The organism is Lentzea sp. NPDC005914 (assembly GCF_040629405.1).
In the GTDB taxonomy this organism is placed as follows: domain Bacteria; phylum Actinomycetota; class Actinomycetes; order Mycobacteriales; family Pseudonocardiaceae; genus Lentzea.
Window position 1 is genome coordinate 47,553 of sequence record NZ_JBEXVQ010000023.1, and the last position, 22,228, is coordinate 69,780.

21 protein-coding genes are annotated in these 22,228 nt (G+C 68.9%); 10 read left to right on the top strand and 11 right to left on the bottom strand.

Going from position 1 to position 22,228, the window contains the following annotated elements:
* Window position 1: 1 nt before the first annotated feature.
* The 5 genes from ABZ345_RS29150 to ABZ345_RS29170 form a co-directional block, all read right to left on the bottom strand.
* Window positions 2-883: a TIGR04222 domain-containing membrane protein gene (locus ABZ345_RS29150; protein ID WP_359855414.1), complete on the bottom strand. Its 882-nt coding sequence runs from the start codon at window positions 881-883 to the stop codon at window positions 2-4.
* Window positions 884-979: 96 nt separating this feature from the next.
* Window positions 980-1,885 (bottom strand): TIGR04222 domain-containing membrane protein, encoded by a 906-nt coding sequence (locus ABZ345_RS29155; RefSeq protein WP_359855416.1) that lies wholly within the window; start codon window positions 1,883-1,885, stop codon window positions 980-982.
* Window positions 1,886-2,147: 262 nt separating this feature from the next.
* The gene (gene msrB, locus ABZ345_RS29160; protein WP_359855419.1) at window positions 2,148-2,570 is read right to left on the bottom strand and encodes a peptide-methionine (R)-S-oxide reductase MsrB; all 423 of its coding nucleotides are present in this window, start codon (window positions 2,568-2,570) and stop codon (window positions 2,148-2,150) included.
* 95 nt (window positions 2,571-2,665) lie between these two features.
* Window positions 2,666-2,956: a hypothetical protein gene (locus ABZ345_RS29165; RefSeq protein ID WP_359855422.1), complete on the bottom strand. Its 291-nt coding sequence runs from the start codon at window positions 2,954-2,956 to the stop codon at window positions 2,666-2,668.
* A 187-nt stretch (window positions 2,957-3,143) separates the two neighbouring features.
* Window positions 3,144-4,097, bottom strand: coding sequence for an asparaginase (locus tag ABZ345_RS29170; RefSeq protein ID WP_359855425.1), 954 nt, complete (start codon window positions 4,095-4,097; stop codon window positions 3,144-3,146).
* A gap of 111 nt (window positions 4,098-4,208) precedes the next feature.
* Here ABZ345_RS29170 and ABZ345_RS29175 point away from each other — a divergent pair, with 111 nt between their 5' ends.
* From ABZ345_RS29175 to ABZ345_RS29185, 3 genes are read left to right on the top strand one after another with little or no spacing between them, the layout of a single operon-like run.
* Window positions 4,209-4,862, top strand: a complete 654-nt coding sequence (locus ABZ345_RS29175; RefSeq protein ID WP_359855427.1) for a GntR family transcriptional regulator — start codon at window positions 4,209-4,211, stop codon at window positions 4,860-4,862.
* Between the two features lie 10 nt (window positions 4,863-4,872).
* A complete protein-coding gene (locus ABZ345_RS29180) occupies window positions 4,873-7,125 on the top strand; it encodes a helix-turn-helix domain-containing protein (RefSeq protein ID WP_359855430.1) in 2,253 nt (750 codons plus the stop codon).
* 4 nt (window positions 7,126-7,129) lie between these two features.
* The gene (locus ABZ345_RS29185; RefSeq protein ID WP_359855433.1) at window positions 7,130-9,472 is read left to right on the top strand and encodes an NB-ARC domain-containing protein; all 2,343 of its coding nucleotides are present in this window, start codon (window positions 7,130-7,132) and stop codon (window positions 9,470-9,472) included.
* Window positions 9,473-9,491: 19 nt separating this feature from the next.
* On the opposite strand, the gene ABZ345_RS29190 is transcribed toward ABZ345_RS29185, so the two are convergent.
* Complete coding sequence (locus ABZ345_RS29190) at window positions 9,492-9,875, bottom strand: SsgA family sporulation/cell division regulator (protein ID WP_359855435.1); 384 nt, start codon at window positions 9,873-9,875, stop codon at window positions 9,492-9,494.
* A gap of 243 nt (window positions 9,876-10,118) precedes the next feature.
* On the opposite strand from ABZ345_RS29190, the gene ABZ345_RS29195 reads away from it, so the two are divergent.
* Both ABZ345_RS29195 and ABZ345_RS29200 read left to right on the top strand, forming a co-directional pair.
* Window positions 10,119-12,170: a helix-turn-helix transcriptional regulator gene (locus tag ABZ345_RS29195; protein WP_359855437.1), complete on the top strand. Its 2,052-nt coding sequence runs from the start codon at window positions 10,119-10,121 to the stop codon at window positions 12,168-12,170.
* A 37-nt stretch (window positions 12,171-12,207) separates the two neighbouring features.
* Window positions 12,208-12,390 (top strand): hypothetical protein, encoded by a 183-nt coding sequence (locus tag ABZ345_RS29200; protein WP_359855440.1) that lies wholly within the window; start codon window positions 12,208-12,210, stop codon window positions 12,388-12,390.
* On the opposite strand, the gene ABZ345_RS29205 is transcribed toward ABZ345_RS29200, so the two are convergent.
* From ABZ345_RS29205 to ABZ345_RS29220, 4 genes are read right to left on the bottom strand one after another with little or no spacing between them, the layout of a single operon-like run.
* Window positions 12,387-12,947 (bottom strand): helix-turn-helix transcriptional regulator, encoded by a 561-nt coding sequence (locus ABZ345_RS29205; protein ID WP_359855442.1) that lies wholly within the window; start codon window positions 12,945-12,947, stop codon window positions 12,387-12,389. The genes ABZ345_RS29200 and ABZ345_RS29205 overlap by 4 nt on opposite strands.
* Window positions 12,948-12,966: 19 nt before the next feature.
* Complete coding sequence (locus ABZ345_RS29210) at window positions 12,967-13,689, bottom strand: MaoC/PaaZ C-terminal domain-containing protein (RefSeq protein ID WP_359855445.1); 723 nt, start codon at window positions 13,687-13,689, stop codon at window positions 12,967-12,969.
* A gap of 15 nt (window positions 13,690-13,704) precedes the next feature.
* Entirely contained in the window at window positions 13,705-14,874 is a 1,170-nt protein-coding gene (locus ABZ345_RS29215) for an acyl-CoA dehydrogenase family protein (RefSeq protein WP_359855448.1), read from the bottom strand.
* 10 nt (window positions 14,875-14,884) lie between these two features.
* A complete protein-coding gene (locus ABZ345_RS29220; RefSeq protein ID WP_359855449.1) occupies window positions 14,885-16,030 on the bottom strand; it encodes an acyl-CoA dehydrogenase family protein in 1,146 nt (381 codons plus the stop codon).
* A 40-nt stretch (window positions 16,031-16,070) separates the two neighbouring features.
* Between ABZ345_RS29220 and ABZ345_RS29225 the strand changes: the two genes are divergently transcribed.
* From ABZ345_RS29225 to ABZ345_RS29245, 5 genes are all read left to right on the top strand, one after another.
* Window positions 16,071-16,670, top strand: coding sequence for a TetR family transcriptional regulator (locus tag ABZ345_RS29225; protein ID WP_359855452.1), 600 nt, complete (start codon window positions 16,071-16,073; stop codon window positions 16,668-16,670).
* A 9-nt stretch (window positions 16,671-16,679) separates the two neighbouring features.
* Entirely contained in the window at window positions 16,680-17,687 is a 1,008-nt protein-coding gene (gene ligD / locus ABZ345_RS29230) for a non-homologous end-joining DNA ligase (RefSeq protein ID WP_359855455.1), read from the top strand.
* Between the two features lie 130 nt (window positions 17,688-17,817).
* Window positions 17,818-18,018 carry a hypothetical protein gene (locus ABZ345_RS29235; RefSeq protein WP_359855458.1) on the top strand — a complete coding sequence of 67 codons (201 nt, stop codon included), beginning with the start codon at window positions 17,818-17,820 and terminating at the stop codon, window positions 18,016-18,018.
* 105 nt (window positions 18,019-18,123) lie between these two features.
* Window positions 18,124-19,038: a DUF1996 domain-containing protein gene (locus ABZ345_RS29240; protein WP_359855461.1), complete on the top strand. Its 915-nt coding sequence runs from the start codon at window positions 18,124-18,126 to the stop codon at window positions 19,036-19,038.
* An 89-nt stretch (window positions 19,039-19,127) separates the two neighbouring features.
* A complete protein-coding gene (locus tag ABZ345_RS29245) occupies window positions 19,128-19,811 on the top strand; it encodes a DUF6319 family protein (protein ID WP_359855464.1) in 684 nt (227 codons plus the stop codon).
* 273 nt (window positions 19,812-20,084) lie between these two features.
* Here the strand turns inward: ABZ345_RS29245 and ABZ345_RS29250 are convergent, their stop codons facing one another.
* Entirely contained in the window at window positions 20,085-22,214 is a 2,130-nt protein-coding gene (locus ABZ345_RS29250) for a tetratricopeptide repeat protein (protein ID WP_359855467.1), read from the bottom strand.
* Window positions 22,215-22,228: the final 14 nt, after the last annotated feature.

A 22,228-nucleotide genomic window follows, 5' to 3' on the forward strand; every position in this document is an offset into this window, starting at 1 on the left:
CTCAACTGCTGGAACTGCTGCAGCTACTGCTACTGCTGCTGCAACTCGACGAACTGCTGCTGCAGCTGCTACTGCTGCTCGAACAGCTGCTGGAGCTGCTGCAACTACTTGAACTACCGCAGCTGCTGGTGCTGTTGCAGCTGTTGCTCGAACAACTACTGCTGGAACAGGTGGACGTGCTGCCGCAGCTGTCGGAACTGCCGCCGCAACCACTGTCCGAATGGGACTTCCGCCTGCCGTGGTTGAGGCTGCCCGGCGCGGCGAACAGGATGGCGGGCGGCAGGCCGAACAGGTCGCAGACCCGCTGACGCCCCACCACGCCCCGCAGCCCGTACAGCGCCACGGCGTCCACCCGGCCGCGCTGGTTCTGCCGCGCGTGCTCCAGCGCACCTTTGCCGAGCGGTGTGAGCATCTTCTTGCCGCGCAGGAGGAACGCCACGAGCAACGCCACGACCGCGACGGCCAAGAGGTTCCTGTCGACGGCGATGCCCGCGATCAGGAAGCCGAAGCCGAGCACGAACAGCAGCACCCGCCACGCCGCCCTGCCGCTGTTCGCCTTGCCCCACCTGCGGCGGATGATCGCCCGGTCGGTGAGGCTCTGCCGCAGCGAGCCCATCTCCTGGCTGTGCGACGCCGGTCCCACCACGTGACCGATCGGGCGGCCCGAGCCGTTCAACGCGGTGAGGATGAACGCCTCGATCCGTGTCGTGGCGCCATAACCGTTCTGGTGGACGGCGGTCACGAGTCCCTCTCGGGAGATCCGCACGAGACCGCCGTCCATCAGCCGGGCGAGCGCGGCCTCGGCCGCCCTGCCCGGTCCCCCTGCGAGGAACCCGATCTCCTCCGCGCTCCAGTCCCTGCGCGGCGTCGAAGACTTGGCCATCAGCACTCCCCTTCACTGGTGCCAGTGCATCTTCGACGTGAGATCTACCCCTGGGTTCCTCGTGTTACCTGAATAGGACCGAACAACGGAAAAACGTCAGCCGCCGCCCCCGCAGCCGCCACCACAGCCGCCGCCCCCGCCGCAGCTGCTTCCGCCTGAACACGAAGAAGAACTCGACGAACACGAGCTGTAACTGGCCCCGCCGTCACCGCCGTAGCCGCCGCCGGACGTGCTGCCGGACGCCGCCAGCAACGAGCTGCGCACCGCGAGGTCCGGGTAGACGGCCAGGCCGCCGAAGAGAACGAGCCCGGCCGCACCCGCGTACAGGGCGTCGTCGGACGTGGCCAGCCTGCTGCTGCCAGAGGTCCGAGCCGCGGCGAGCACGCTGTTGCCCTTGCTCGTGCGCACGTGCTTGCCACGCCGGGTCAGCAGGAAGACGAGCCCGCCGGTGAGGATGAGCAGCAGAGCCAGATAGCCCACGGGCGCGCCGATCGCGAGACCGTTGACCAGGCGGACGACGCCGACCGCCAGCAGCACCCACAACAGGACGGATCCCTTGCGCAGCGCGCTTTTCGCGACGTCCGGGTGGACGACCAGGCCCATCTCCTCCAGCCGCCGGCCGATCGCCGTGACGGCGTCGTCCTTGGAGACCGAGGCGATCATCAGGCTGACGGTGCGGTTGGTGTAGCGCTGGCTGTCGGTGATGACGGCGCGGTCCACCGCGTTGAGAGAACTCGTGGCGGACGTGGCCTGAACGGTGCCACGCCGGGAAGTGCGAAGCTCACCCGCGGTGAGCAGTCGCGCGATGGCCGTCTCGACCACGCGCCTTGGACCGCCCGCAAGGTATGCGAGCTCGTCCATGTCCAGGGAGCGCACGGGCTGGCTGCTGTGGCCCGCCCGTACGCGAACCCGGACGATGATCGCGACCAGCACGGCCAGTGCCAGCCCGATCCAGTACAGCTGAAGGAACTCCGGTCCGGACAATCCCCAAGGCCTTTGCATGCGACCCACCCCCTGACTGCCCCGAAATGCTTCGGTGGAGTCCATGGTGTGGTCCGGGCCACAGGCCCGCAATGCTTGTTGACGAAGCCTTAGGGTTGTCCATCTTCTGTCACTGAAACGAGGCCATCGCTCACTCTTGGCGACAAGAGCTAGCTGGACGAGCCGCCGTCGACTCCGCTGGAGCCTTCACCGTCGGTGCCGAAGAAGTACATTGCGCCTCCCAGGTCGGTCCAGTCCGGTGGACCGGACTCGGCTCAGTCTCCTATTCGGACTCGACGAGTTTCAAGGAGACGGAGTTGATGCAGTACCGCTGGTCCGTCGGAGTGGGGTACCCCTCACCTTCGAAAACATGTCCGAGGTGGCTGTGACATGTGGCGCACAGCACCTCCACGCGGGTCATGCCGAGCGCGCGGTCCTCACGCAGGATGACCGAGTCTCCGGCCAGCGGCGAGAAGAACGACGGCCAGCCGCAGTGCGAGTCGAACTTGGTGTCGCTGCGGAACAACTCGGCTCCGCACGCACGACACTCGTAGACGCCCTCGGTCTTGGTCTCGGTGTACTCGCCCGTCCACGGACGCTCGGTGCCTGCCTGGCGCAGCACCGCGTACTCGGCGGGGTTCAGCTGGGCGCGCCATTCCTCTTCGGAACGCACGACTTTGGGGGTGGCGCCGACAACAGGTTCCATGTCCCTTTATAACGCGGGCACCCGTGCGGGGCTTCCCGGCGGCGTCCCGGTGTGAGCCGTCGTAAGCGCTCGTTAAGAAGTCGTTCTCGTTTGGATCAGAAGATGATGGCGAGGATGTCGCCCAGCGCGAACCAGATCGTGAGGATCACGCCGAGCAGGATCAGCCCCACCACCATGACGGCCACCAGTCGCTGGTGGCCCGTCGTGCGGTTCGCCGAGTCGGCGAAGTCCTGCACGCCCTCGAGGTAGCCCTCGACGGTGTAGCCGGGACGCTGGCGCTTCATCTTGTCCAGGTGCTTGGCGAACGCCTGGGTCTCGGGATCGTGCGGGTCGAGGCCGATCAGTTCCTCCTGGAACTTCTCGTTCTCGTCCTTCGAATCGCCCATAACCCCCAGCCTAGTGCCGTGGCCGCCAACCTTCACCGCATCTTCGACGATCAGCAGGGCACCTCGCGGCACCGGCCCCACGCCCACATCCAACCAGGATGAGGACGTGGGGCCGGCACCGCGATGCGCCCGTCTGACCGCCGAAGATGGGGCAAAGGCCGGCGGCCACGGCACTTGTCGCTCAGGATCAACTGGCCAGGGCAAGTGAGGGCTTCACGGCACCAACGGTTCGCCCGTGACCCAGCACCGGCACGGTCGCGAGGTCCTCGACCTTGCTCACGTCCACCCCGAGGCGCTTGAGCACCGCCACGATGACGACCGCGCGGGCGCGCGACGAGCCGTCGGCGATCTTCAACGCCACGCCTTCGCCGGTGGGCAGGCCGACCGCGTAGACACCCTCGGCGCCGTCCTTGGCGATGACGCCGGGCAGGGCGTCCATCAGCACGGTGACGTCACGGCCCGTACCGCCGACCCACTGCGGGTACGCGCTCATGGCGGCGGCCACGCGGTGTTCCAGGGTGCCGGCGGGAGCGCTGGCCAACCGGCCGAACGCGCGCGCCAGACCCGTGAGGCTGATCGCGAAGATCGGGGCGCCACAGCCGTCGACGCCGACCTGCGCGACGGGCTCGCCGGCCACGTCCTCGATCGTCTCGCGCGTGGCGACCTGCAACGGGTGCGTGGGGTCGAGGTAGTCGTCGGTGGACCAGCCGTTGACGACGCAGGTGGCGAGCATGGCGGCGTGCTTGCCGGAGCAGTTCATGTACTTCGGAGCGGCTCCGAGTCCGCGGGCGAGGTGCTGGGCGCGGGCCTGTTCGCCGATCGGGAGATCCGGGGTGCACTGCAGGGCTTCCTCGCCCAGACCCGCTGACGCGAGGATCTGGAGCGCGCCCTCGATGTGGAAGTCCTCGCCCGAGTGCGACGCGCAGGCCAGCGCGAGCAGTTCGCCGTCCAGGTCGAGACCGCTGCGGAGCATCGCGAGGGCCTGGAGCGGCTTGTTGGACGAACGCGGGAACGCGACGTCGCCGGGGCGGCCGATCTCCAGGCGCGGGGTGCCGGATGCGTCGGTGGCGACGACGGTGCCGTGGTGCACCGACTCCAGGAAGTCGCCACGCCAGACCTCTGCCACAACCTCGTGTCCCATGCCACCCCTCCTACATCCCGAAGACCTGCCCAAACTGCCAACTGTCGACAGTTGACAACGTGGCTAGTGTAACCAGGAGACGGCCGGTACCGTCCAGAGCAGGAGACGAAAGTGACACCTCCGACCCCGCTGCACCTCAGTCTGGCCGGGCAGGCTGTCGACGTCTTGCGCGAGCAGGTGCTCACTGGGGAAATCCCTCCAGGCTCGCGGGTCAACGAGGTCGAGGTGGCGCAGAAGCTCGGCATCAGCCGCGGGCCGTTGCGCGAGGCGATCCGGCACCTGGCGTCGGAGGGCCTGCTGACGCTCGTGCCGCACCGGGGCGCGTTCGTGCCCGCCGCCGACTCCGACGAGGTCAAGGCGCTGTTCGAGCTGCGCGCGGCCCTGGAATGCGCGGCGGCCGAACTGGCGGCGTCCCGCCGGACCGACGTCGACCTGGTGCGGCTGCACGAGGTGTGCGCGGAGAGCCGCCGCAACTACAAGGCCGGGCAGCCTTTCCCGTACCGGCTGGACCTCGCGTTCCACCAGACGCTGATCGACGCGGCGCGCAGCCCGCACATCGCCGGGCAGGTCAAGCTCGTGCAGCAACGCGTGGTGCTTCTGCGCAGCGCGCTGGAGGACGACCCGCCGCACCAGCACGCGTCGATGGACGACCACGACGAGCTCGTCAAGGCGGTCGAGGACGGTGACGCGGCCAGGGCGTCCACGGTGATGCGGCGACACCTCTCTCGCGTGTGTGCGCAGATGCTGACGAGCCTGAACCGCTAGTTTCGGGGTCATGACGTTCGGCGCCCGGCTCGTTCACCACCGCAAGAGCGCCGGGCTCAGCCAGGAAGAGCTCAGCGAGCGGTCCGGCGTCAGCGTCCGCGCGATCAGCGACATGGAACGCGGTCGGGCGAAATCACCCCAGCGGCGGACGACCGAAGCCCTGCTCGACGCCCTCGACCTCGACGAACCGGCTCGCGACGAGCTGCGCAGGCTCGCCAGGACGGGCAAGGTCGCGCTGCCGGGGCCCGTCTGGTCGTTGCCGATGTACGTGGCGGACCTCGTCGGCCGCGACCCGGAGCTCTTCACGATCGCCGAGAAACGCAGCGGTCTCGTCGTGGTCCACGGCGCCGCGGGGACCGGTAAGACGAGCCTCGCCGTGAGGGCCGCCCATCTGCTCGAGGAGCAGTTTCCGGACGGTCAGCTGCTCATCGAGCTCGACGGCTCCACACCGCCGCTCCAGCGGTTGCTCAAGGACCTCGGCGTCGCTGCCCAACTCCTGCCGGAAGACGCAGAGGGCCAGACCAGGCTTTACCGGTCGTTGCTCGCGGGGAGGCGCCTTCTGCTCGTGCTCGACGGTGCGAGCAGTGAGGAGGAGGTCCACACGCTCGCGGCTGTACTGCCGGGCTGCCTCACGATCGTGACGTCCCGACGGCGGCTCGCCGGGCTCACGGGCGCCACCTGGATCAGGCTGGGCGGGCTCACCGAGGAAGCGGCGCTGGAGCTGCTCGCGTCGATCATCGGACCCCAGCGCGTCGGAGAAGACCTCAAGACCGCACGTGAGCTCGTGCGGTTGTGCGGGACGTCGCCGCTCGCGTTGAGAATCGCGGGCAACCGGCTCGCCAGCCGCCCGCGCTGGCCGCTCGGGCACCTGGTCGAGCAGATCGAGGAACGCCGGCTGGCCGCGCTCACCGCGGGCGACCTGGAGGTGCGCGGCGCGTTCGAGGTCTCGCTGGCGCACCTGCCGGACAACGCGAAGCTCGTGTTCCGCAGGCTGGGTCTGCTGATCGGCACCCACGTCACGGCCGAGCTCGCCGCCGAACTGGCCGGAGTCGGCGTGGCTGAGGCGGAACAGGCGCTCGAGGAGCTCACCGACGTCAGCCTGCTCGACGCCGACGACCACGGTTACTCGATCCACGGCCTCGTCCGCACGTTCGCCAACGGCCTGATCGACTGTGCTGACGACGATGCGCGGCGCAAGATGCTCGCGTGGCTGCTGGAAACCACGGTCACCGCAGGAGTCCTCTTCGGACAGACGGGTGACGCACGGCGCGTGCACCCGCACGGCCAGATGGACATCGTGACGGCGAGACGGTGGCTGGACGAGCACCGCGACCTGATGCCCGAGATCGTCGAACAGGCTCAGTGTCAAGGCATGCACGACGACGTGGCGCGCGCGGTGATCGCACTCTCGCACTACGCGTCCATCGAACCCGGCCCGGTCTGGGAACGCATCTACCGCACCGCGCTCGCGTCGGCGCACCAGCCGTGGCAGGAGATCGTCGTGCTCAGCCAGCTCGGCTGGGTCCTCTTCGACATGGTCGGACGGCCGGCGGACGCGCTGGAGGTGCTGACCCGAGCGGCACGGCGGGCCGAGGCGACGGGGGAGACCGGGCACATCGGCTGGGTGTGGCTCGTCGCGGCGGCCTCGCACAGCGGGCTCGGCGACCTCGGCGAAGCGGAACGCGTGTGCCGCAAGGCGATCGAGTGGATGCGCGAACCGATGGACGTGCTCTACGCGCGGTCCGTGCTCGGTGTGTTGTGGCAGCGGATGAACCGTGCGGACGCCGCGGTAGCCGTACACACAGAGGTGGCGAACGAGCTGAGTGCCTTTGCTCGCACCACTTACGAACTTTCCGCGCTCGGCCGCACACTCGGGTGGCTCGGCCTCGCCCTGATAGACGCGCACAGGCCGGACGAAGCCGTATCGGCGCTGACCGAAGCCGAGAAGGTCTATGAGCGCGCACAGATGAAGTCGTGGCGTGCGCGCGCACTGCGGGGTCGTGCCGAGGCTCACCGGGTTGCGGGTCGGATCGCCGAGTCCGACGAGGACCTTCACCGGGCACTCGATGGGTTCCGCGAGTCCGGTGACGGCGTGAGAGAGATCGAGGCGTTGCGCGCGCTCGCGGACAACGCCAGGTCACTGGGTGACGACAGCGCGTATCAACATCATCTGCGAGACTCGCTGACGGCGTGCGAACGGTGGGACACGGACGTGACGCGCAAGATCGCCGCCGAGGTGCGGGAGTGTCTGGCCAGAGGGTGAGGGAATGCGGGCGACCACCTTCAGCGAGTTTTTGCGGTTCTATCGGCGCCGGGCGACCCTCACGCAGGAGGATCTCGCCGCGCGCACCGGGTTGAGCGTGCGCACGTTGAGCGACCTCGAACGCGGCCGCGTGCAGACCCCGCAGGCACAGACGGTCGACCTTTTGGTGACCGGACTCGGCCTCGACGACGGCGAGGCGCGGGAGTTCGTCGCGCTCGCCCGGTCGCCGGAAGTCTCCGCACCCCGCTCTGAACGCACCGACTGCGCGCTCCCCGCGGCCAAGGTTCTCGTTGGCCGCGCTCAGGAGCAACAAGACCTCGCGGAGTGCATCGGGCGTGCGAACGCGTCGTCGGTGCTGGACGTCGTCGTCGTGCACGGACCGCCCGGCGTCGGCAAGACCTCTCTCGCGGTCGACGCCGCGCACCGGTTCGCTGGCACGTTCACCGACGGCGTGCTCTATCTCGACCTGCGCGGCATGGACACCGCCCCGCTCACCCCGGAACGCGCGGCGGAGCGAGTGCTGCGGGCGTTCGGGGTGCCGGACGTGCGGATGCCGTCCGACGCCGACGACCGTTTCCGTCTGTACCGGTCGATGCTGCGTGAACGGACCGTGCTGCTCGTACTCGACAACGCTGCGAACGAGGCCCAGGTCCGGCCGCTGCTCGCCGCGAGTCCCGGCTCGCTCGTGCTGGTGACCAGCCGCAACGTGCTGGCGGGCCTGGACTGCCGGTCCCGCTTCGACCTCGGCCCGCTGCGCCACGACGATGCCGTCACGCTGCTCGCCGCGGCTGCGGGAGCCGAGCGGGTCGAGGCCGACCAGGAGTCCGCTGACCTCGTCGCGACGCTGTGCGGGGGAGTTCCGCTGGCGCTGGCCATCGCGGGCCACCGGCTGACCGGCCGCACCACGTGGTCGTTGCGCCACCTCGCCGACCAGCTCTCCGACGAACGCGAACGCCTCGACGTGCTCGCGGCAGGAGACGTCCAGGTGCGGTCGGCGTTCGAGCTGTCCTACCGCCAGCTCGCGCCGGACACCCGGACCATCTTCCGCAGGCTCGCGCTGGTGCACGGCCCGGACACGTCCGTCGCGCTGGCCGCGGTCGCCGCGGACATCCCGGCTGAGGACGCCGAGACGTTGCTGGAGGAGCTCGTCGACGCGTCGCTGCTGCGGCCGGAGCTTCCGGGCCGGTACTCGTGCCACGACCTGATCCGCGACTACGCGCGCGAACGCTTGCACAGCGAGGAGCCCGACCTCGACGCACACCGCCTGCGTACGCGCGATTGGTTGCTGACGACCGCAACGCTCGCCGCGTCGTCGTTCCACCCCGACGACCAAGGCGCGTCAGATCTGGCGAGCGCGGACCGCTGGCTCTCCGCCGAGCTCACGAACTGGCGTGCCGCGTTCCGCGAGGCGGTCGAAGAGGGCGCGCACGAGCAGGTGCTGGCGCTGGCCCGGTCGATGCACTGGTACTCGGACCATCGCGGCGCGGGGGACCTCTGGCTGGAGGTCTACTCGGCCGGTGTCGACGCGGCGCATGCACTCGGTATACAGGAGCAGGAAGCCCAGCAGCTCAACTTCGTGTGCTGGGTGTATACAGCGCGTGTAACGAACATTCCGCTGGCCATGGCGACATACGAGCGAGCCCTGTGCGTTGCCGAGGAGTGCGGTTCGGTGCTCGAAACGGCCTGGGCGCACTACTACCGCGCGGCCATCGAGACCCGCACCGGCAGCCACGAGACGGGTGTGACGCACGCTCGTCTCGCTGCCGAGCTGTTCCGCGAGGCCGAGTTGCCGCTGGGCGTGGTGATCTCCCTGTCGTTCGCGGGAGTGCTGCTGCAACGGCTCGGCCGATACGCCGAAGGGGTGGAGACCCACCGTGCGTGCGTCGCCGAGGAACGGGCGGTGCGCGGCACCAGGGGTGGCGTGGCGAAGGAGAACGCCGCCCAGTTGATGCTCCGGCTCTCGGACTGCCTCACCGCGGCGGGCGACATCGACGAGGCACTGGCCGTGACGGCCGAGGCGGGCGCGCTCATGGGCGACTCAGTGGCGAGCGTGCGGGCGTTGCTGCACCACACGCGCGGCCTCGCGCTGTCCACCGCCGGACGTCTCGCCGAGGCACGTGGCGAGCTCACCGCCGCCGCCGAGGGGGTGGCCGACCCGGAGGCCAAGGTGTCGGCCCTGATCGCGCTCGCGGCCGTCTGCGACCGGATGAACGACCACGACGCGGCCAGACGGCACAGGGTGCGCGCGCTCGCGGAGTCTGACGGCTACGAGTCGCCCGGCATGACCAAGCTGCAGCACGAGCTGACTGCGGCGCTCAGGCTGCCAGGGGTAGAACTGCCGGCGTAGAACCGTCAGCGCAGAACCATCAGCGCAGAACCGTTTCCAGGAACGCGTCCGCGTCGAAGTGCTCGGCGCCGGGCGGCACGAGCCGGTAGGTCGCGTCGAGGAACTTGCGCAGCGTCCCGGTCGGCAGCCGGAACACGGTGACGTGCAGGTCGGAGACCAGTTCCAGCACCAGCGTGCGGCTCGCGTGCGGCCGCAGCCGGACGTCGCCGATGCCCGTCGCCTTGGTCATGCCCTCGGCCAGCAGGTCCCTGCTCATGATCCAGGTCGCGACCGAGCCTCCCGCGTGGAATCTCATCGTCACCGCGAACGGGTCGTCCGCCTGGTAGAGCAGCTCGGTCTCGACCGGGGCGGTGGTGCCGCTCGGCCGGACGAAGTCGAAGACGGTGCGTGATGCGACCCGCATCGGGACTCCCTGAGGTGTTCGCCGGTGTTCAGCAGTTCTCACGTAATGGCTCCCGAATTGGTTCAAGGTGACCTGTCGCCTTTACCGATTCCATCGTGCTGTCAATGGAATTCACGGGGAATGCCAGACTTGCCAATGAAGGCCCGCCAATCGAGACGGACCTGTGCGAACGGGCAGACCTGCGGAATTTCTGCCGGTTCTTCTGCATGGTTCTTCCCAGCTCCCGGCGTTTTGCTGGAACACATGGTTGCCCCGTTCCGCCCTGGCCTCGTCGAGGCCGTTGTGCGCCAGGCCGGTGGCGTGCTGGCGGGCCGGGAGCGGGAGATCGCCGCGTTGACGGCCGCGCTGGGCGCTGGGCGGTCGTGCGTTGTGCACGGCGCAACGGGCATGGGCAAGAGCGCGTTGTTGTCCGTCGCTTCGTCGATCGCGGTGCGCAGCGGAATGCGACCGGTGCGCGGGCTGCGGGCGTTGTCGGGGGCAGGCACGTTGCTCCTGGTGGACGACGTCGAGCAGCTCAGCGCCGAGGACATCGAGCGGCTGGCACGGTTCCGGGGTGCGGTGGTGCTCGCCGGGGACCACGATCCCGAGGGCCTGGTGCCGGACGCCGTGCGGGTGCCGTTGCGGCCTGTCGGCGCCGACGCGGTGGCCGAGTTGATCCGCCGCCGGGCCGACGTCGAGGCCTCACCCGAACTGACCGCGCTGTGCCTCGAGTACACCGGGGGCGCGCCGGGCGTCCTGAGCGATGTCCTCGATCTTGTGGAACCCGCCGAACTCTGTGCCGATTCGTTGCGCGGATTGCGGCTGCCCCGTCTGCTGCGGGCCGTGCGGCGGTGGTGGGAGGTGCTGGACGCCGACGCGGTGACCGTTGCCCGCGCGCTCGCGGTGCTGGGGAATGCGCCGTTGGACCTGCTGTGCGAGGTCGCCGGAATGGGGTCGTGCGACACGCTCGCCGCTTTTGAGCGGCTATTGGACGCTCGCCTTGTCGCCGGCGAACCGATGCGTCTCCGGACGCCCGCGCTGAGCCGTGCGGTCTGGCATGAAATGGCACCTGGTTCGCGGGAACGCCTGCACCGCGCGGCCGCGGGAACGATGCACCGCCGAGCGGATCCGGCGACCGCGGTGGCCGAGCACCTCGTGGCGTGCGCTGACCCTGTCGGGACGCGGTGGGCGGCGCCGGTGTTGCGCACGGCGGCCCGGCTGCACAGGGCGGCGGCGCGGCCCGAGCAGGCGATCCGGTGCCTGCGGGCGGCGCTGCGCGAGCCGATGAGCCGTCAGGTCGCGGCCCAGGTGGCGATCGGGATGGCGGACCTTCATCTGAGGTGCGGGATGGCGCCCAGGGCCGACGAGTTGGCGCGGTGCTGGCAGCGGCTTTCCGCCGAGGGGAACCCGGACGGTGCCCTGGACCGGCTCGCCGCCGTGGTGCTGGACTGGCAGTGCGACGAGGACGTTCTCGGTGTGCCCGCCGGTGACGAAGGGCCGCCGGAGTCGTTCCGGGCGGTCGCGATGGCCATGAGTCCGTTGAGCGAGCGGGAGGTCGTCGACTCACCGGTCGCGCCCGCGTTGCGCGCGTTCTGGTCGGGCGAGGGTGCCGAGCAGGTGTTCGGCGACCTGCCGAAGCACGCGATGCCGTCGTTCGTCCTTGCGGGGCTTGGACTTCTGCGCGGTGGGTCCCCGCGCGTCCTGCTGGATCTCGCGCCGCGGGACCGGCTCGTGGGCACGGAGAACGACTGGCTGGTCGCCCTGGAGATGTGGGCGCACGGGGCGAACGGTCGTCACGCCGAGGTGTTCCGGCTCATGAACTCGTTGGCGGAGCACGTTTCCCCGGCACGAGGCTGTGCGGCTCTGGCGGCAGCGGCGTTCGTGGCGTCCTGTGTGGACTGCGGACGGCTCGGCGAGGCGCGGGAGATGTTGGTGCGGCTGGGTTACACGGGCACGTTGTCACCCGCGTGGGTGTGCACGGTGCTGCTGCACCAGCGGGCGCGCCTGCAGCTCGCCCTGGGTGCGCCGCGGGCCGCGTTGGCCGACGCGGAACGTGCCGGAGTCGCCGAGCTGGTGGAGCAGGCGCGGGCGGCGTTGGTCGAGCGGCCCGCACTTGTGCGCTGTGGCGCGTGGGGGAAGCTCACGCCGCACGAGTCGCGGATCGTCGAGCTGGCGCTGGAAGGGGAGACGAACCGGGAGATCGCCACACGGTTCAACGTGACCCAGCGCGCCGTCGAGCTGCATCTGACCCGCGTCTACCGCAAGGCCGGAATCAGCAGGCGGGTGCAGCTGTCCTCGGTCTTCGGAGCCATTTGAGACTCGTTGTCACCCAAACGGAGGTGAACCGGGTGCTGTGATCTCGTCGTTCTTTGCCAGCAACAGCAACGAAACGACGGGAGCCCTCACGATGTCCGGCCACCACGACAACGCTCCGCAGCGCACCCCGATCGTGCCCGCCGCACCCGAGCACGACGTGCACGACGTGCTGCAGGGCACGATCACGTGGGACCAGTACCACGCTTCCCGCGCGGCCTAGAGCAGACCCGAGCGGATGGCCCACGCCACGGCGTGCACCCGGTTGCGCAGCCCGAACCGTTCCAGCAGCTGGTGCAGCGCGTACTTCACGGTCCGCTCCGAGCAGAACAGCCGCGCGGCGACCTCCGCGATCGTCGCGCCGTCGGCCAGCAGCCGCAGCAGTTGCAGGTCACGGTCGTTCAGCACCGCCGACCGCTCCTGCACCGACTGGCCGGCGACGAGGATCTTGATCAGGCGTTCGGCGTTGACGTCCGCGCGCCGCAAGGGGTTCGCGAGCCCGGCCTGAGCGGCGATCGACGGCGTGAGGTCGTGCACCCGTGCCGCGATCACCACGATCCTCGACGAGCCGATGGCCCGCAGCCGTGCCGCCTGCTGCGCGCACAGCTCGTTCACGACAGCGAGTAAGACTTGCGCGTCCGTGCGTTCCTGCACCACACGCACGCGCGGTGATGTCTTCAACAGGTGCGTCACACCGGCCGCGCTGATCAGGTCTCGGGACTCCACCGCAACGCGGACCGGGTCGAATCCGGTGTCCACGGTCGCCAGGGCACTACTCATGGTGCGATCGTGCGTACTTTCAGCGGCCGTCCACTTCGGAAAACCGAACCCATCCGATGATTACCTGTTTCTCGCGCGTCGACGTGCGGAACTCACCGGTCGGCCAGTGCTCGATCCTGAGCTCGTCTCCCGGGAGCACCGGGGCGGTGAAGCGGGCGTGCAGCTCGGTGAAGTTCTTGCCGCGCACGGTGATTCCGAGCGTGCACAGGCCGTGCAGGATCGGTCTGGGGAATCCGGCCCGTTTCGCGAACTCCTCGTCGTGGTGCATCGGGTTCACGTCGCCCGTTTCGCAGTACCTGAGTGCCTGGTCGGTCTTCGTGCTGAAGAAGCTGACCTCGGGCTCGGTGCCGGGGACCGCGAACGTCCGGTTTTCGCCGCGTTCGCCGCCGAAACCGCCCTCGCCCTTGAGGAAGCACGACGAGCGGGTCTTCGCGAACTCCGACTCCCAGGTGCTGACGACCAGAGCTCCCGAGCCCTTGTCGTAGATGTCGGTGACGGTCTTGGTGACGACCGCCGAGCCGTGCCGGGGGAGCGGCTTGTGCAGCCACAGCGACTGTTCGGCGTGCAGGACCTGGGTCATGTCGGCGCCGGTCAGCCCCAGTTGCGGGCCGCCGTGCTGCAGCAACGGGATGGCGAACGCGGGGGAGTAGCCGCCGGTCGCCGCCGCGTACACCTCGGCGTCGTCGGCCGACCAGGTGCGGACCTGTCGTTCGACGACGCCGAGGATGTCGTGCTGGAGCATTCACCCAAGATAGAACTATCCGAGCGTGCCCCGGATGTTCGCGTGGCCCTTGAGGAGGTTGCGGGCGATCGTGCGGCGCTGGATCTCGTCGGTGCCCTCGTAGATCCGCAGCAGCCGCAGCTCGCGGTACCAGCGCTCGATCGGCAGCTCGCGCGTGTAGCCCATGCCGCCGTGGATCTGCAGGACGCGGTCGACGATCTCGTTGGCCTTGATGCCGCCGTAGAGCTTCGCGATGGACTGCGCCTGCCGCGAGTCCTGCTTCTGGTCGACGAGCCACGCGGCGTGCAGCACGAGCCAGCGCAGTGCCTCGATCTCGACCGCGGAGTCCGCGATCATCCACTGGATCGCCTGGTACTCGGCGATGGGCTGCCCGAAGGTGACGCGGTTCTTGGCCTGCTCGATCGCCATCTCGACGAGCCGCTCGACACTGCCCAGCGCACGGGCGGGCAGCAGGTAGCGGCCCTGGCCGATCCACTGCATCGCCAGGTTGAAGCCCTTGCCGAGCTCGCCGAGGATGTTCTCCTCCGGCACCCGCACGTTGTCGAACACGAGCGCCGCCGGGCCCCACTGGCCCATGGTCGGGATGGGCTCGGACTTCCAGCCCATGTCGCGGTCGACGAGGAAGCACGTGACGCCGCCGTCGGCGCCCTTCTCCTTGTCGGTGATGGCGAAGACCATCACGAAGTCGGCCTCGTTGCCCTGCGTGATGAACGTCTTCTCGCCGTTGATCACCCACTCGCTGCCGTCCTTGACGGCGGTCGTGCGGATGGCCTTGGCGTCACTGCCGGCGCCGGGCTCGGTGATCGCGAAGCACGACACGCGCTCGCCGGAGATCGTCGGCAGCAGGTAGCGCTGCTTCTGCTCCTCGTTGCCGTGGAACAGGATGTTGTCCGCGTAGCCGCCGAACCGGAACGGGACGAAGCTGCGGCCGAGCTCGCCCTCGATGAGCGCGGTCATCATCGCGCCGAGGCCCATGCCGCCGTACTCCTGCGGCGTGTTCACGCCGAAGAACCCGGCCTGCTTCGCCTTGTCCTGCAGCGCCTTGAGCTCTTCCTTCGGCAGACCCGGCTGGCCGGCCCGTTCGCGGCGCAGCACCTCGGGCTCCAGCGGGATGATCTCCTTGCGCACGAAGGTCCGCACCCAGTCGCGGATCTCCTTCTGCTCTTCGTCGAGCGTGAAGTCCATTTCTGCCCTTTCAGATGAACGCGTTGATGCCCGTCAGCGCTCGGCCGATGAGCAGTTTCTGGATCTGGCTGGTGCCCTCGTAGAGGGTGGTGACGCGGGCGTCGCGGAGGTACTTGCCCACGGGGTACTCGTCGATGTAGCCGTAGCCGCCGAAGACCTGGATGGCGTTGTTGGCGACTTTCACGGCCGCTTCGCTGGCGTAGAGCTTGGCCATGCTGGCCTCGGTGCTGAACGGCTGGCCGCGGTCGGCGAGGTCGGCGACGCGCCAGGTCAGCAGCCTCGCGGCGTCGGTTTCCACGGCCATGTCGGCCAGGAGTTCCTGGACCAGCTGGAAGCCCGCGATGGGCTTGCCGAACTGTTCGCGTTCCTTGGCGTACTTCAGCGCCGCCTCGAGCGCACCTCTCGCCGCTCCGACACAGCCTGCCGCCACCGACATGCGGCCTTTGTCGAGCGCCTGCATCGCGAGCTTGAAGCCTTCTTCGCTGAGCAGGGCGTCGTGGGGGACGTGGACGTCTTCGAGGGTGATCTCCGCGGTGGCCTGGCCGCGCATGCCGAGCTTGCCCTTGATCTCGGTGGCGGTGAAGCCTTCGGCGTTCGTGGGAACCAGGAAGGCGCTGATGCCCTTCGGACCTGGGCCTCCGGTGCGCGCGAACACCAGCGCGACGTCCGCCCACGTGCCGTTGGTAATGAAGACCTTGCGGCCGTTGAGCACCCAGCCGTCGTCCGTCTTCGTGGCCTTGGTGACGAGGCTGCCCGCGTCGCTGCCGGTGCCGGGTTCGGTGAGGGCGAAGCAGCCGACCCGGGTTCCGCTCGTGAGGCCGGGCAGCCAGCGTTGCTTCTGCTCTTCGGTGCCGTGCTTCGCGATCGACTTGGCGACCAGCCCGAGCGAGACCGAGATGATGCCTCTCACCGCGGAGTCGCCGCGCGCGACCTCTTCGAGCACCAGGCAGTACGCCAGGTTGTCGCCGCCGGACCCGCCGTAGCGCTCGTCGATGCCGAGCCCGAGGAACCCGACCTCGCCGAGCGCGGGGACCAGCTCTTTGTCGATGGCCTCCTCGCGGTCCCAGCGTGTCGCGTTGGGGACGATGCGCTCGTCAGTGAAGCGCCGCGCCAGCTCTTGGAGCTGCCGGTGTTCGTCCGAAAGCGTCAAGTCCACAGGCCCTCCCGATTAACCGAACAGTGTTAGGTTAACCCACATGCCCCGGCCGAGCACCCCTCTGTTGAGTCCCGATCGCATACGGTCGACCGCTCTGGCCATCATCGACCGTGACGGCCTCGACGGCCTCTCGATGCGCAAGCTGGCTGCTGAGCTGGGTGTTCAAGCTGCCTCGCTGTACGGGCACGTCCGCACCAAGGATCAGCTGCTCAATGAAATCGCATCCTCCATATTGTCTACAGTCGACGTCTCGGGCTTCGACGTCGACTGGCGGGAAGGTCTTCTCCGGTGCGCGCGCTCGTACCGTGCGGCGCTGTCATCACACCCGAACATCGTCCCGTTCCTGGCCTACGGCCCCGCGGGCCGTGACGAGTCGCTGCAACGCCTGGACCTGCTGCACGGAGCCCTGGTCGACGCGGGATGGTCGCGCCGGGAAGCCACGATGATCGCCGCCGGCCTCATGTACATCGTGTTCGGCTCGGCCCTGAGCACGTTCTCGAGCGGCTTCTCCGCCGACCCCGCCGACTACTCGGACCGCTACCCGCACCTCGACCGCGCCCACCTGCTGCCGGCCGTCGCGCCTCAACTGGACCGCGACAGCTTCGAGTTGGCGCTCGCGGCGTTCGTCCGGGGCCTTTAGTGTTCTGGCGTGGCTGCCAAGTCGAAGGCGATCGAGCTAGAAGTCGGTGACCAGCTGGTGCGGGTGTCCAACCCGGACAAGCCGTACTTCCCCGCGCGGGGCATCACCAAGGGCCAGGTGGTCGAGTACTACCGCACCGTCGCTCCCGCTCTCCTGTCGGTCCTGCGCGACCGCCCCGTCGTCCTGAAGCGCTACGTCGACGGCGTCGAAGGCGAGGCGTTCTACCAGAAGCGCGTGCCCAAAGGCGCCCCTGACTACGTCGAGACAGTGCAGGTCCGCTTCCCCTCCGGCCGCCCAGCCGACGAGATCTGCCCCACCTCCGAAGCCGTGATCGTGTGGGCAGCCAACCTGGGCACCTTCGACTTCCACCCCTGGCCCGTGCGCCGTTCCGACGTCGACCACCCGGACGAGCTGCGCATCGACCTGGACCCGCAGCCCGGCACCGACTTCCGCGACGCGGCCGCCGTCGCCGCCGTTCTGCGCGAGGTCCTGGCCGACGCCGGCCTGACCGGCTATCCCAAGACTTCCGGCGGTCGCGGCATCCACGTCGCCGTGCGGATCCGGCCTTCGTGGGACTTCATCGACGTGCGCCACGCCGTGATCGCGCTGGCCCGCGAGGTGGAGAAGCGGGCCCCCGATCAGGCGACTTCGGCGTGGTGGAAGGAAGAACGCGGCTCTCGCGTCTTCATCGACTTCAACCAGGCCGCCCGCGACCGCACCATCGCCTCGGCCTGGTCGGTGCGGGGCACTCCGCGCGCGACCGTCTCGACACCGGTCACCTGGGACGAACTGTCCACTGTGGATCCAGATGACTTCGACGTGCTGACCGTGCCGAAGTTCCTGGAGGAACGTCGCGACCTGCACGCCGGGCTGGACTCCGAGGCGTTCGGCATCGAGACCCTGCTGGAGTGGTACGCCGCCGACCCGCGCGGCGAGATGCCGTACCCGCCGGACTACCCGAAGATGCCGGGCGAGCCGATGCGCGTGCAGCCCTCGCGCGCCCGCAAGCAGGATTGACGGCAGCCCGTACAAGGCCGGATGTGTTGCGCGGCTGCATCTTGGTCTGGCGAGTGCGCCAACCGGCTGTATCGGGCACGAATCTAGTACGCGACCTCGTAGAATGACAGAAACGCGAGAGGAGGTCGCTGTGTCTCAACCCTATGTCGTGCGGTACGTCGGCGGTCCCCTCGACGGCCGGGTCGACTCGTTGCCGTCCACGCCGGAGGACCCGAAGCAGACGGTGACGTACGTGCACCTGCACGGCGGTCCCAAGATCGTGCACATCTACGACCTCCAGTACGCGGTCGAGTACGGATGCGAGTACCGGCTGCGGGCCGAGGAAGCCTGAGCAACAGAGGCCTGAGCAACCCTCACGTGGACACGCAGTGGCAACTAGGTTTACCGTACCTGTCATGAGAGCGCTCTCACACACTGTGGTGCGAGAGGAGATTCCATGCACGTGCGGATTCGAGGAGCGATCGGCGTCGCGGCGGTGGCGATGTCGCTCGTGGCGGCGGGGCATGTCCTGACACAGCCCGGTGTGTCCCACGCCGGGCACAGTTACGTCTACAGCGCTGAGCAGGCGCGGGCGATGGTCGAGCAGCAGGCGATTCCTGGTTCGGAATTCCGGGCCAACTGCGGGTCCAGTCATCGTCGACAAGATGACCCGATCGTGTTTCAGAACCAGCCCGGCGTCTCACACATGCACGAGTTCTTCGGCAACCGGACGACGAACGCGCAGTCGACGCTGACGTCGCTGCGGGCGGGGACGACCAACTGCAACCCCGTGTCGGACAAGTCGGCGTACTGGGTGCCGACGCTGTACAAGAACGGGCAGGCCGTCGCGCCCGACAGCGTGACGATCTACTACCAGGGCATTCACGACCGGCAGAAGGCGGTCGCGTATCCCCAGGGGCTGCGGTACGTGGTGGGCAACTCGAAGGCCACGTCTCCGGACCAGAACCCTGCGGCACGGTGGTCGTGCACCACGCAGTCGCCGTCGAGCCGCGACTTCCTGAACTGCCCGGCCGGCACCAAGGTCGAGACGTATCTGGACTTCCCGACCTGTTGGAACGGCAGGGATCTCGACTCGGCGAACCACCGTGACCACATGGCGTTCGCGGTCGGGCTGGTCTGTCCCGCGTCGCATCCGGTGGTGGTGCCGCGGCTCGAGTTCCTGATCACCTATCCGGTGAACGGGACCGGGTTGTCATTGGGAGGCACGCTCAACGGGACGAACGTGACCAGCGCGCCCGGCTACACGTTCCACGGTGACTTCATGAACGCCTGGGATCAGGCCGAACTGGAGCGACGCGTCCGCAACTGCATCAACGCCGGCTACATCTGCGGGACCGACGGAAACCCGTAGCTGATCTTGTCGTTGGACCCGGTGCTCAGAATTGTCAGGGGTGTAGGGCATGCTGGGGCACAGGTGTTCGAACGGCGGGAGGCAGCGCCATGGCGAAGAAGAGCGGGCTGTCGGCGGAGGATGTCGACAGCCTGCGCTCGCAGCTGGACGGAGGCACCCAGCCGCTGGTGTGGTTCACAGCGGCCGCGGTGGGCATGGAGGCGGGGAGGTCGGCGAAGCTCCTCGCCTTCACCGAACCGGAGGAGGGCGATTTCATCCAGGTTCGCCCGACCGGGTCGAAGGACGAGATGTCGTTCGGCCCTGCCGAGCTGACGCTGGAGAAACCGCCGCCACGCAAGAAGGCCCCGGCCCCTGCGCCGCCGGAGCCGCCGCGAGAGACTGAGATCCTCCATCCCTACGTTCCGGAGGCGCCGGTGAAACCCGCGGCCCCCAAGCCGAAACCCGCTCCTGTGGCCGAGCCCGCTCCCGCGCCGGCCAAGCCCGCGCGCAAGCCGGCCGCGAAGGGCTCCACCCCCGAGGTCACGGTGTCGCTCGTGTCCGTCGGCGAGGGCGAGTGGACAGTGGAAGTGCTGCAGGGCACCCGCAAGACGGTCCGCCCGACCCCGGTGTCCCCGGCGTCGGTGGCCCAGGCCGCGAAGCTGCTCACGCCCGAGGTCGCCGAGATCGTCGAGGGCGTCCTGAACGCGGCGCGTGCTCAGCAACTCGCTCGCGTGGAGCAGTTGCGCGCCGAACTGGAGGCAGCTCAGAAGGCTTTGGACGACCTGGGCGCGTAGCGATATCACGCGCTGCGACTCCCCGGTGGTTGTCCTTACGCGTTCGGGTGAGAGGGGTTCCCAGGGCTGGTGCCGGGGCGGACCGTGGGGTGCGCGGATGTCCCGCGCAGGTCCGGCTTGGAGGACGGGGAGGCCCTGATGGGTACGTGTGGGTGCTGTTCCGGGTGCACGGGTCCCGGCTGCGGTTGCTGTTCGAGCTGCTGACACGAAGATTCGGGCGGGGAGCCTGTCCGCGTTCTGGCCGCGGGAGGCTCCCCGAGCCATGTCCGGCCGCTACGACTCCTCGGAGCCGAGGGCCTGAAGCTCACGGCGCGCATCCGCCGCTTGAGGCGCGCCGAGCTCGGTGAAGATCGCGAGAGCTTCCGTCCACGCTTCGCGTGCGTGATCGACTTGGCCTCGGCGAAGCTGGATGATCCCGAGGCAGTGCAGGACCTCGGCCTCGCCACGCCGGTCGCCGATCTCCCTGCGAGCGGCCAGTGAGAGCTCGTAGGCCTCCATGGCCTTGTCCAGCTGGCCGAGCTGATCGTGGGTGGCCGCGATGCTGTGCAGCGCGAAGCCCTGTCCGTGAAGATCGCCGATCTCCTGCCTGAGTGCGAGAGAGCGATGCAGGTGCTCGAGCGACTCGTCGAACCGCCGGAGATCACGATAGGTGGAACCGAGCCGGTTCAGAGTGACGGCCAGGCCGCGCTTGTTGTCGCCTTGGAGGCGGATCTCGAGCGCTTCCTGGTGGCGCTCGAGGGCGGCGTCGGAGTACCCCTGTTTGCGGTAGGTGGAGCCGAGCATGTCGAGACTGCCGGGGATGCCCGCGATGTCGCCGATGCTCCGGCGAATCGTCAGAGACTCCTCGAAGAGCACCGCGGCCTCGTCATAACGCTGGAGGTCGTAGTAGGCGACGCCGAGCGATCTGACGATCCAGGCACGGCTCCTGTCATCTCCCAGCACGCGCGCGGACGACAGCCCGACCTCGAAGGTGGCGATCCAGTCGGTCCACGGCTTGCGCAGGTCGTAGTAGCTCCACATGGCTCGGGGAAACTGCGCCGCCAACAAGTGTTCGCCGAGCTGAGCCGCGTAGCGGGTGGCTGCGGCGAGGTTGGTCGCTTCGACCTCGCACCACGCCAGGGCTTCCGGGCGGGAGGTGAACGGCGGGGGAGTGACCGGCGGTTCCGGCAGCTCGACGTGGGGTGCGGTGAACAGTGGCAGGAGAAGGCGGTCGGCTGTGCTCGCGGCATGGAGATACCAGCAGAGCATGCGGCGAGCCGCCTTGAGACGCGGTGCGGCAGGCTCCTCCGACTCGGCGAGCTCCGCCGCGTAGAGGCGCAGCACGTCGTGGAACCGGTACCTGCCCGGACCGCTCACCTCAACGAGGTGTGCCCCCGCGAGCGCCTGCAGGAGCCGTTTCGCTTGCGGCAAGGCGACATCGGCCAGCGCGGCGGCTACCGGCGCGCTGAAGTCGGGACCGGGGTGCAGGCCGAGCAAGCGGAACAGCCTGGCCTCGAGCGGTGGCAGGTTGCGGTACGACCACGACAGGACCGCCCGGACGGCGGTGCTCGCGTCCCGGTCGTCGTCACTGGCGAGGACGTCCAGGCGACCGCGCTCGTCCTTCAGCTCCACGGTCAGTTCGCTCAGAGGCAGGTCCGGCTCGGCCGCGGCTCGTTCGCCCGCCACCCGCAGCGCCAGCGGCAGCCGGCCGCACTGGTCGGCCAGCGTCGTGGCGGACTGCGGCTCGGCGTCCACCCGAGCGCCGACGAGATCGCGGAGAAGGTGGAGGGAGTCGTTGCGGGACAACAGGTCCAGGGTCAGCCGCTGGGCGCCGTTGCGGACGACGAGACCGGACAGGTCGCTGCGACTGGTGACGAGCACGAAGCAGGTGCTCGAACCGGGCAGGAGCGGGCGCACCTGGTCCGGTGAGCTCGCGTTGTCGAGCACTACGAGTGCTCTGCGTCCGTCCAGAAGCGATCGGTAGAGCGCGGCCTGGTCGTGCAGCCGCGGCGGAACCGCGTCGCCGGACGCGCCGAGGGCGTGCAGAAAGCCTTCCAGGGCTTGAGCGGGCGTGACGGGTGCGTCGGGGGAGTAGCCGAGCAGGTCGACGTACAGCTGGCCGTCGGGGAAATGCTCTCGTGCCCGGTGTGCCCACCGCACAGCCAAGGCGGTCTTGCCGACGCCCGCAGTGCCGGCGATCGCGCAGACGACCACTTCGGCAGGCGCTTCGGCGAGCAGCGCGTCGAGTTGCCGGAGTTCGCTGTCGCGGCCGCTGAACTGCCGGACGTCCGCCGGAAGCTGGTGTGGCGTCACCAGATGGATGGACGGTTGAGGTTGGTGCAGGTGGAGATCGCCGTGAACGTCCCGGACCTGGACGACGTTGGTCGCGTCGCCGTGGAACTGGTTCGCCGGCTCACCGTCCATGCCGTCGAGGCTAC

What these genes read in the sequence shown, in the direction of transcription:
- ABZ345_RS29185 (WP_359855433.1), top strand. Translation starts at nt 7,130, where the DNA reads ATGCGGGCGACCACCTTCAGCGAGTTTTTGCGGTTCTATCGGCGCCGG.
- ABZ345_RS29240 (WP_359855461.1), top strand. Translation starts at nt 18,124, where the DNA reads ATGCACGTGCGGATTCGAGGAGCGATCGGCGTCGCGGCGGTGGCGATG.
- ABZ345_RS29150 (WP_359855414.1), bottom strand. Translation starts at nt 883, where the DNA reads ATGGCCAAGTCTTCGACGCCGCGCAGGGACTGGAGCGCGGAGGAGATC.
- ABZ345_RS29195 (WP_359855437.1), top strand. Translation starts at nt 10,119, where the DNA reads ATGGTTGCCCCGTTCCGCCCTGGCCTCGTCGAGGCCGTTGTGCGCCAG.
- ABZ345_RS29155 (WP_359855416.1), bottom strand. Translation starts at nt 1,885, where the DNA reads ATGCAAAGGCCTTGGGGATTGTCCGGACCGGAGTTCCTTCAGCTGTAC.
- msrB (WP_359855419.1), bottom strand. Translation starts at nt 2,570, where the DNA reads ATGGAACCTGTTGTCGGCGCCACCCCCAAAGTCGTGCGTTCCGAAGAG.
- ABZ345_RS29170 (WP_359855425.1), bottom strand. Translation starts at nt 4,097, where the DNA reads ATGGGACACGAGGTTGTGGCAGAGGTCTGGCGTGGCGACTTCCTGGAG.
- ABZ345_RS29215 (WP_359855448.1), bottom strand. Translation starts at nt 14,874, where the DNA reads ATGGACTTCACGCTCGACGAAGAGCAGAAGGAGATCCGCGACTGGGTG.
- ABZ345_RS29205 (WP_359855442.1), bottom strand. Translation starts at nt 12,947, where the DNA reads ATGAGTAGTGCCCTGGCGACCGTGGACACCGGATTCGACCCGGTCCGC.
- ABZ345_RS29210 (WP_359855445.1), bottom strand. Translation starts at nt 13,689, where the DNA reads ATGCTCCAGCACGACATCCTCGGCGTCGTCGAACGACAGGTCCGCACC.
- ABZ345_RS29225 (WP_359855452.1), top strand. Translation starts at nt 16,071, where the DNA reads ATGCCCCGGCCGAGCACCCCTCTGTTGAGTCCCGATCGCATACGGTCG.
- ABZ345_RS29190 (WP_359855435.1), bottom strand. Translation starts at nt 9,875, where the DNA reads ATGCGGGTCGCATCACGCACCGTCTTCGACTTCGTCCGGCCGAGCGGC.
- ABZ345_RS29245 (WP_359855464.1), top strand. Translation starts at nt 19,128, where the DNA reads ATGGCGAAGAAGAGCGGGCTGTCGGCGGAGGATGTCGACAGCCTGCGC.
- ABZ345_RS29180 (WP_359855430.1), top strand. Translation starts at nt 4,873, where the DNA reads ATGACGTTCGGCGCCCGGCTCGTTCACCACCGCAAGAGCGCCGGGCTC.
- ABZ345_RS29165 (WP_359855422.1), bottom strand. Translation starts at nt 2,956, where the DNA reads ATGGGCGATTCGAAGGACGAGAACGAGAAGTTCCAGGAGGAACTGATC.
- ABZ345_RS29250 (WP_359855467.1), bottom strand. Translation starts at nt 22,214, where the DNA reads ATGGACGGTGAGCCGGCGAACCAGTTCCACGGCGACGCGACCAACGTC.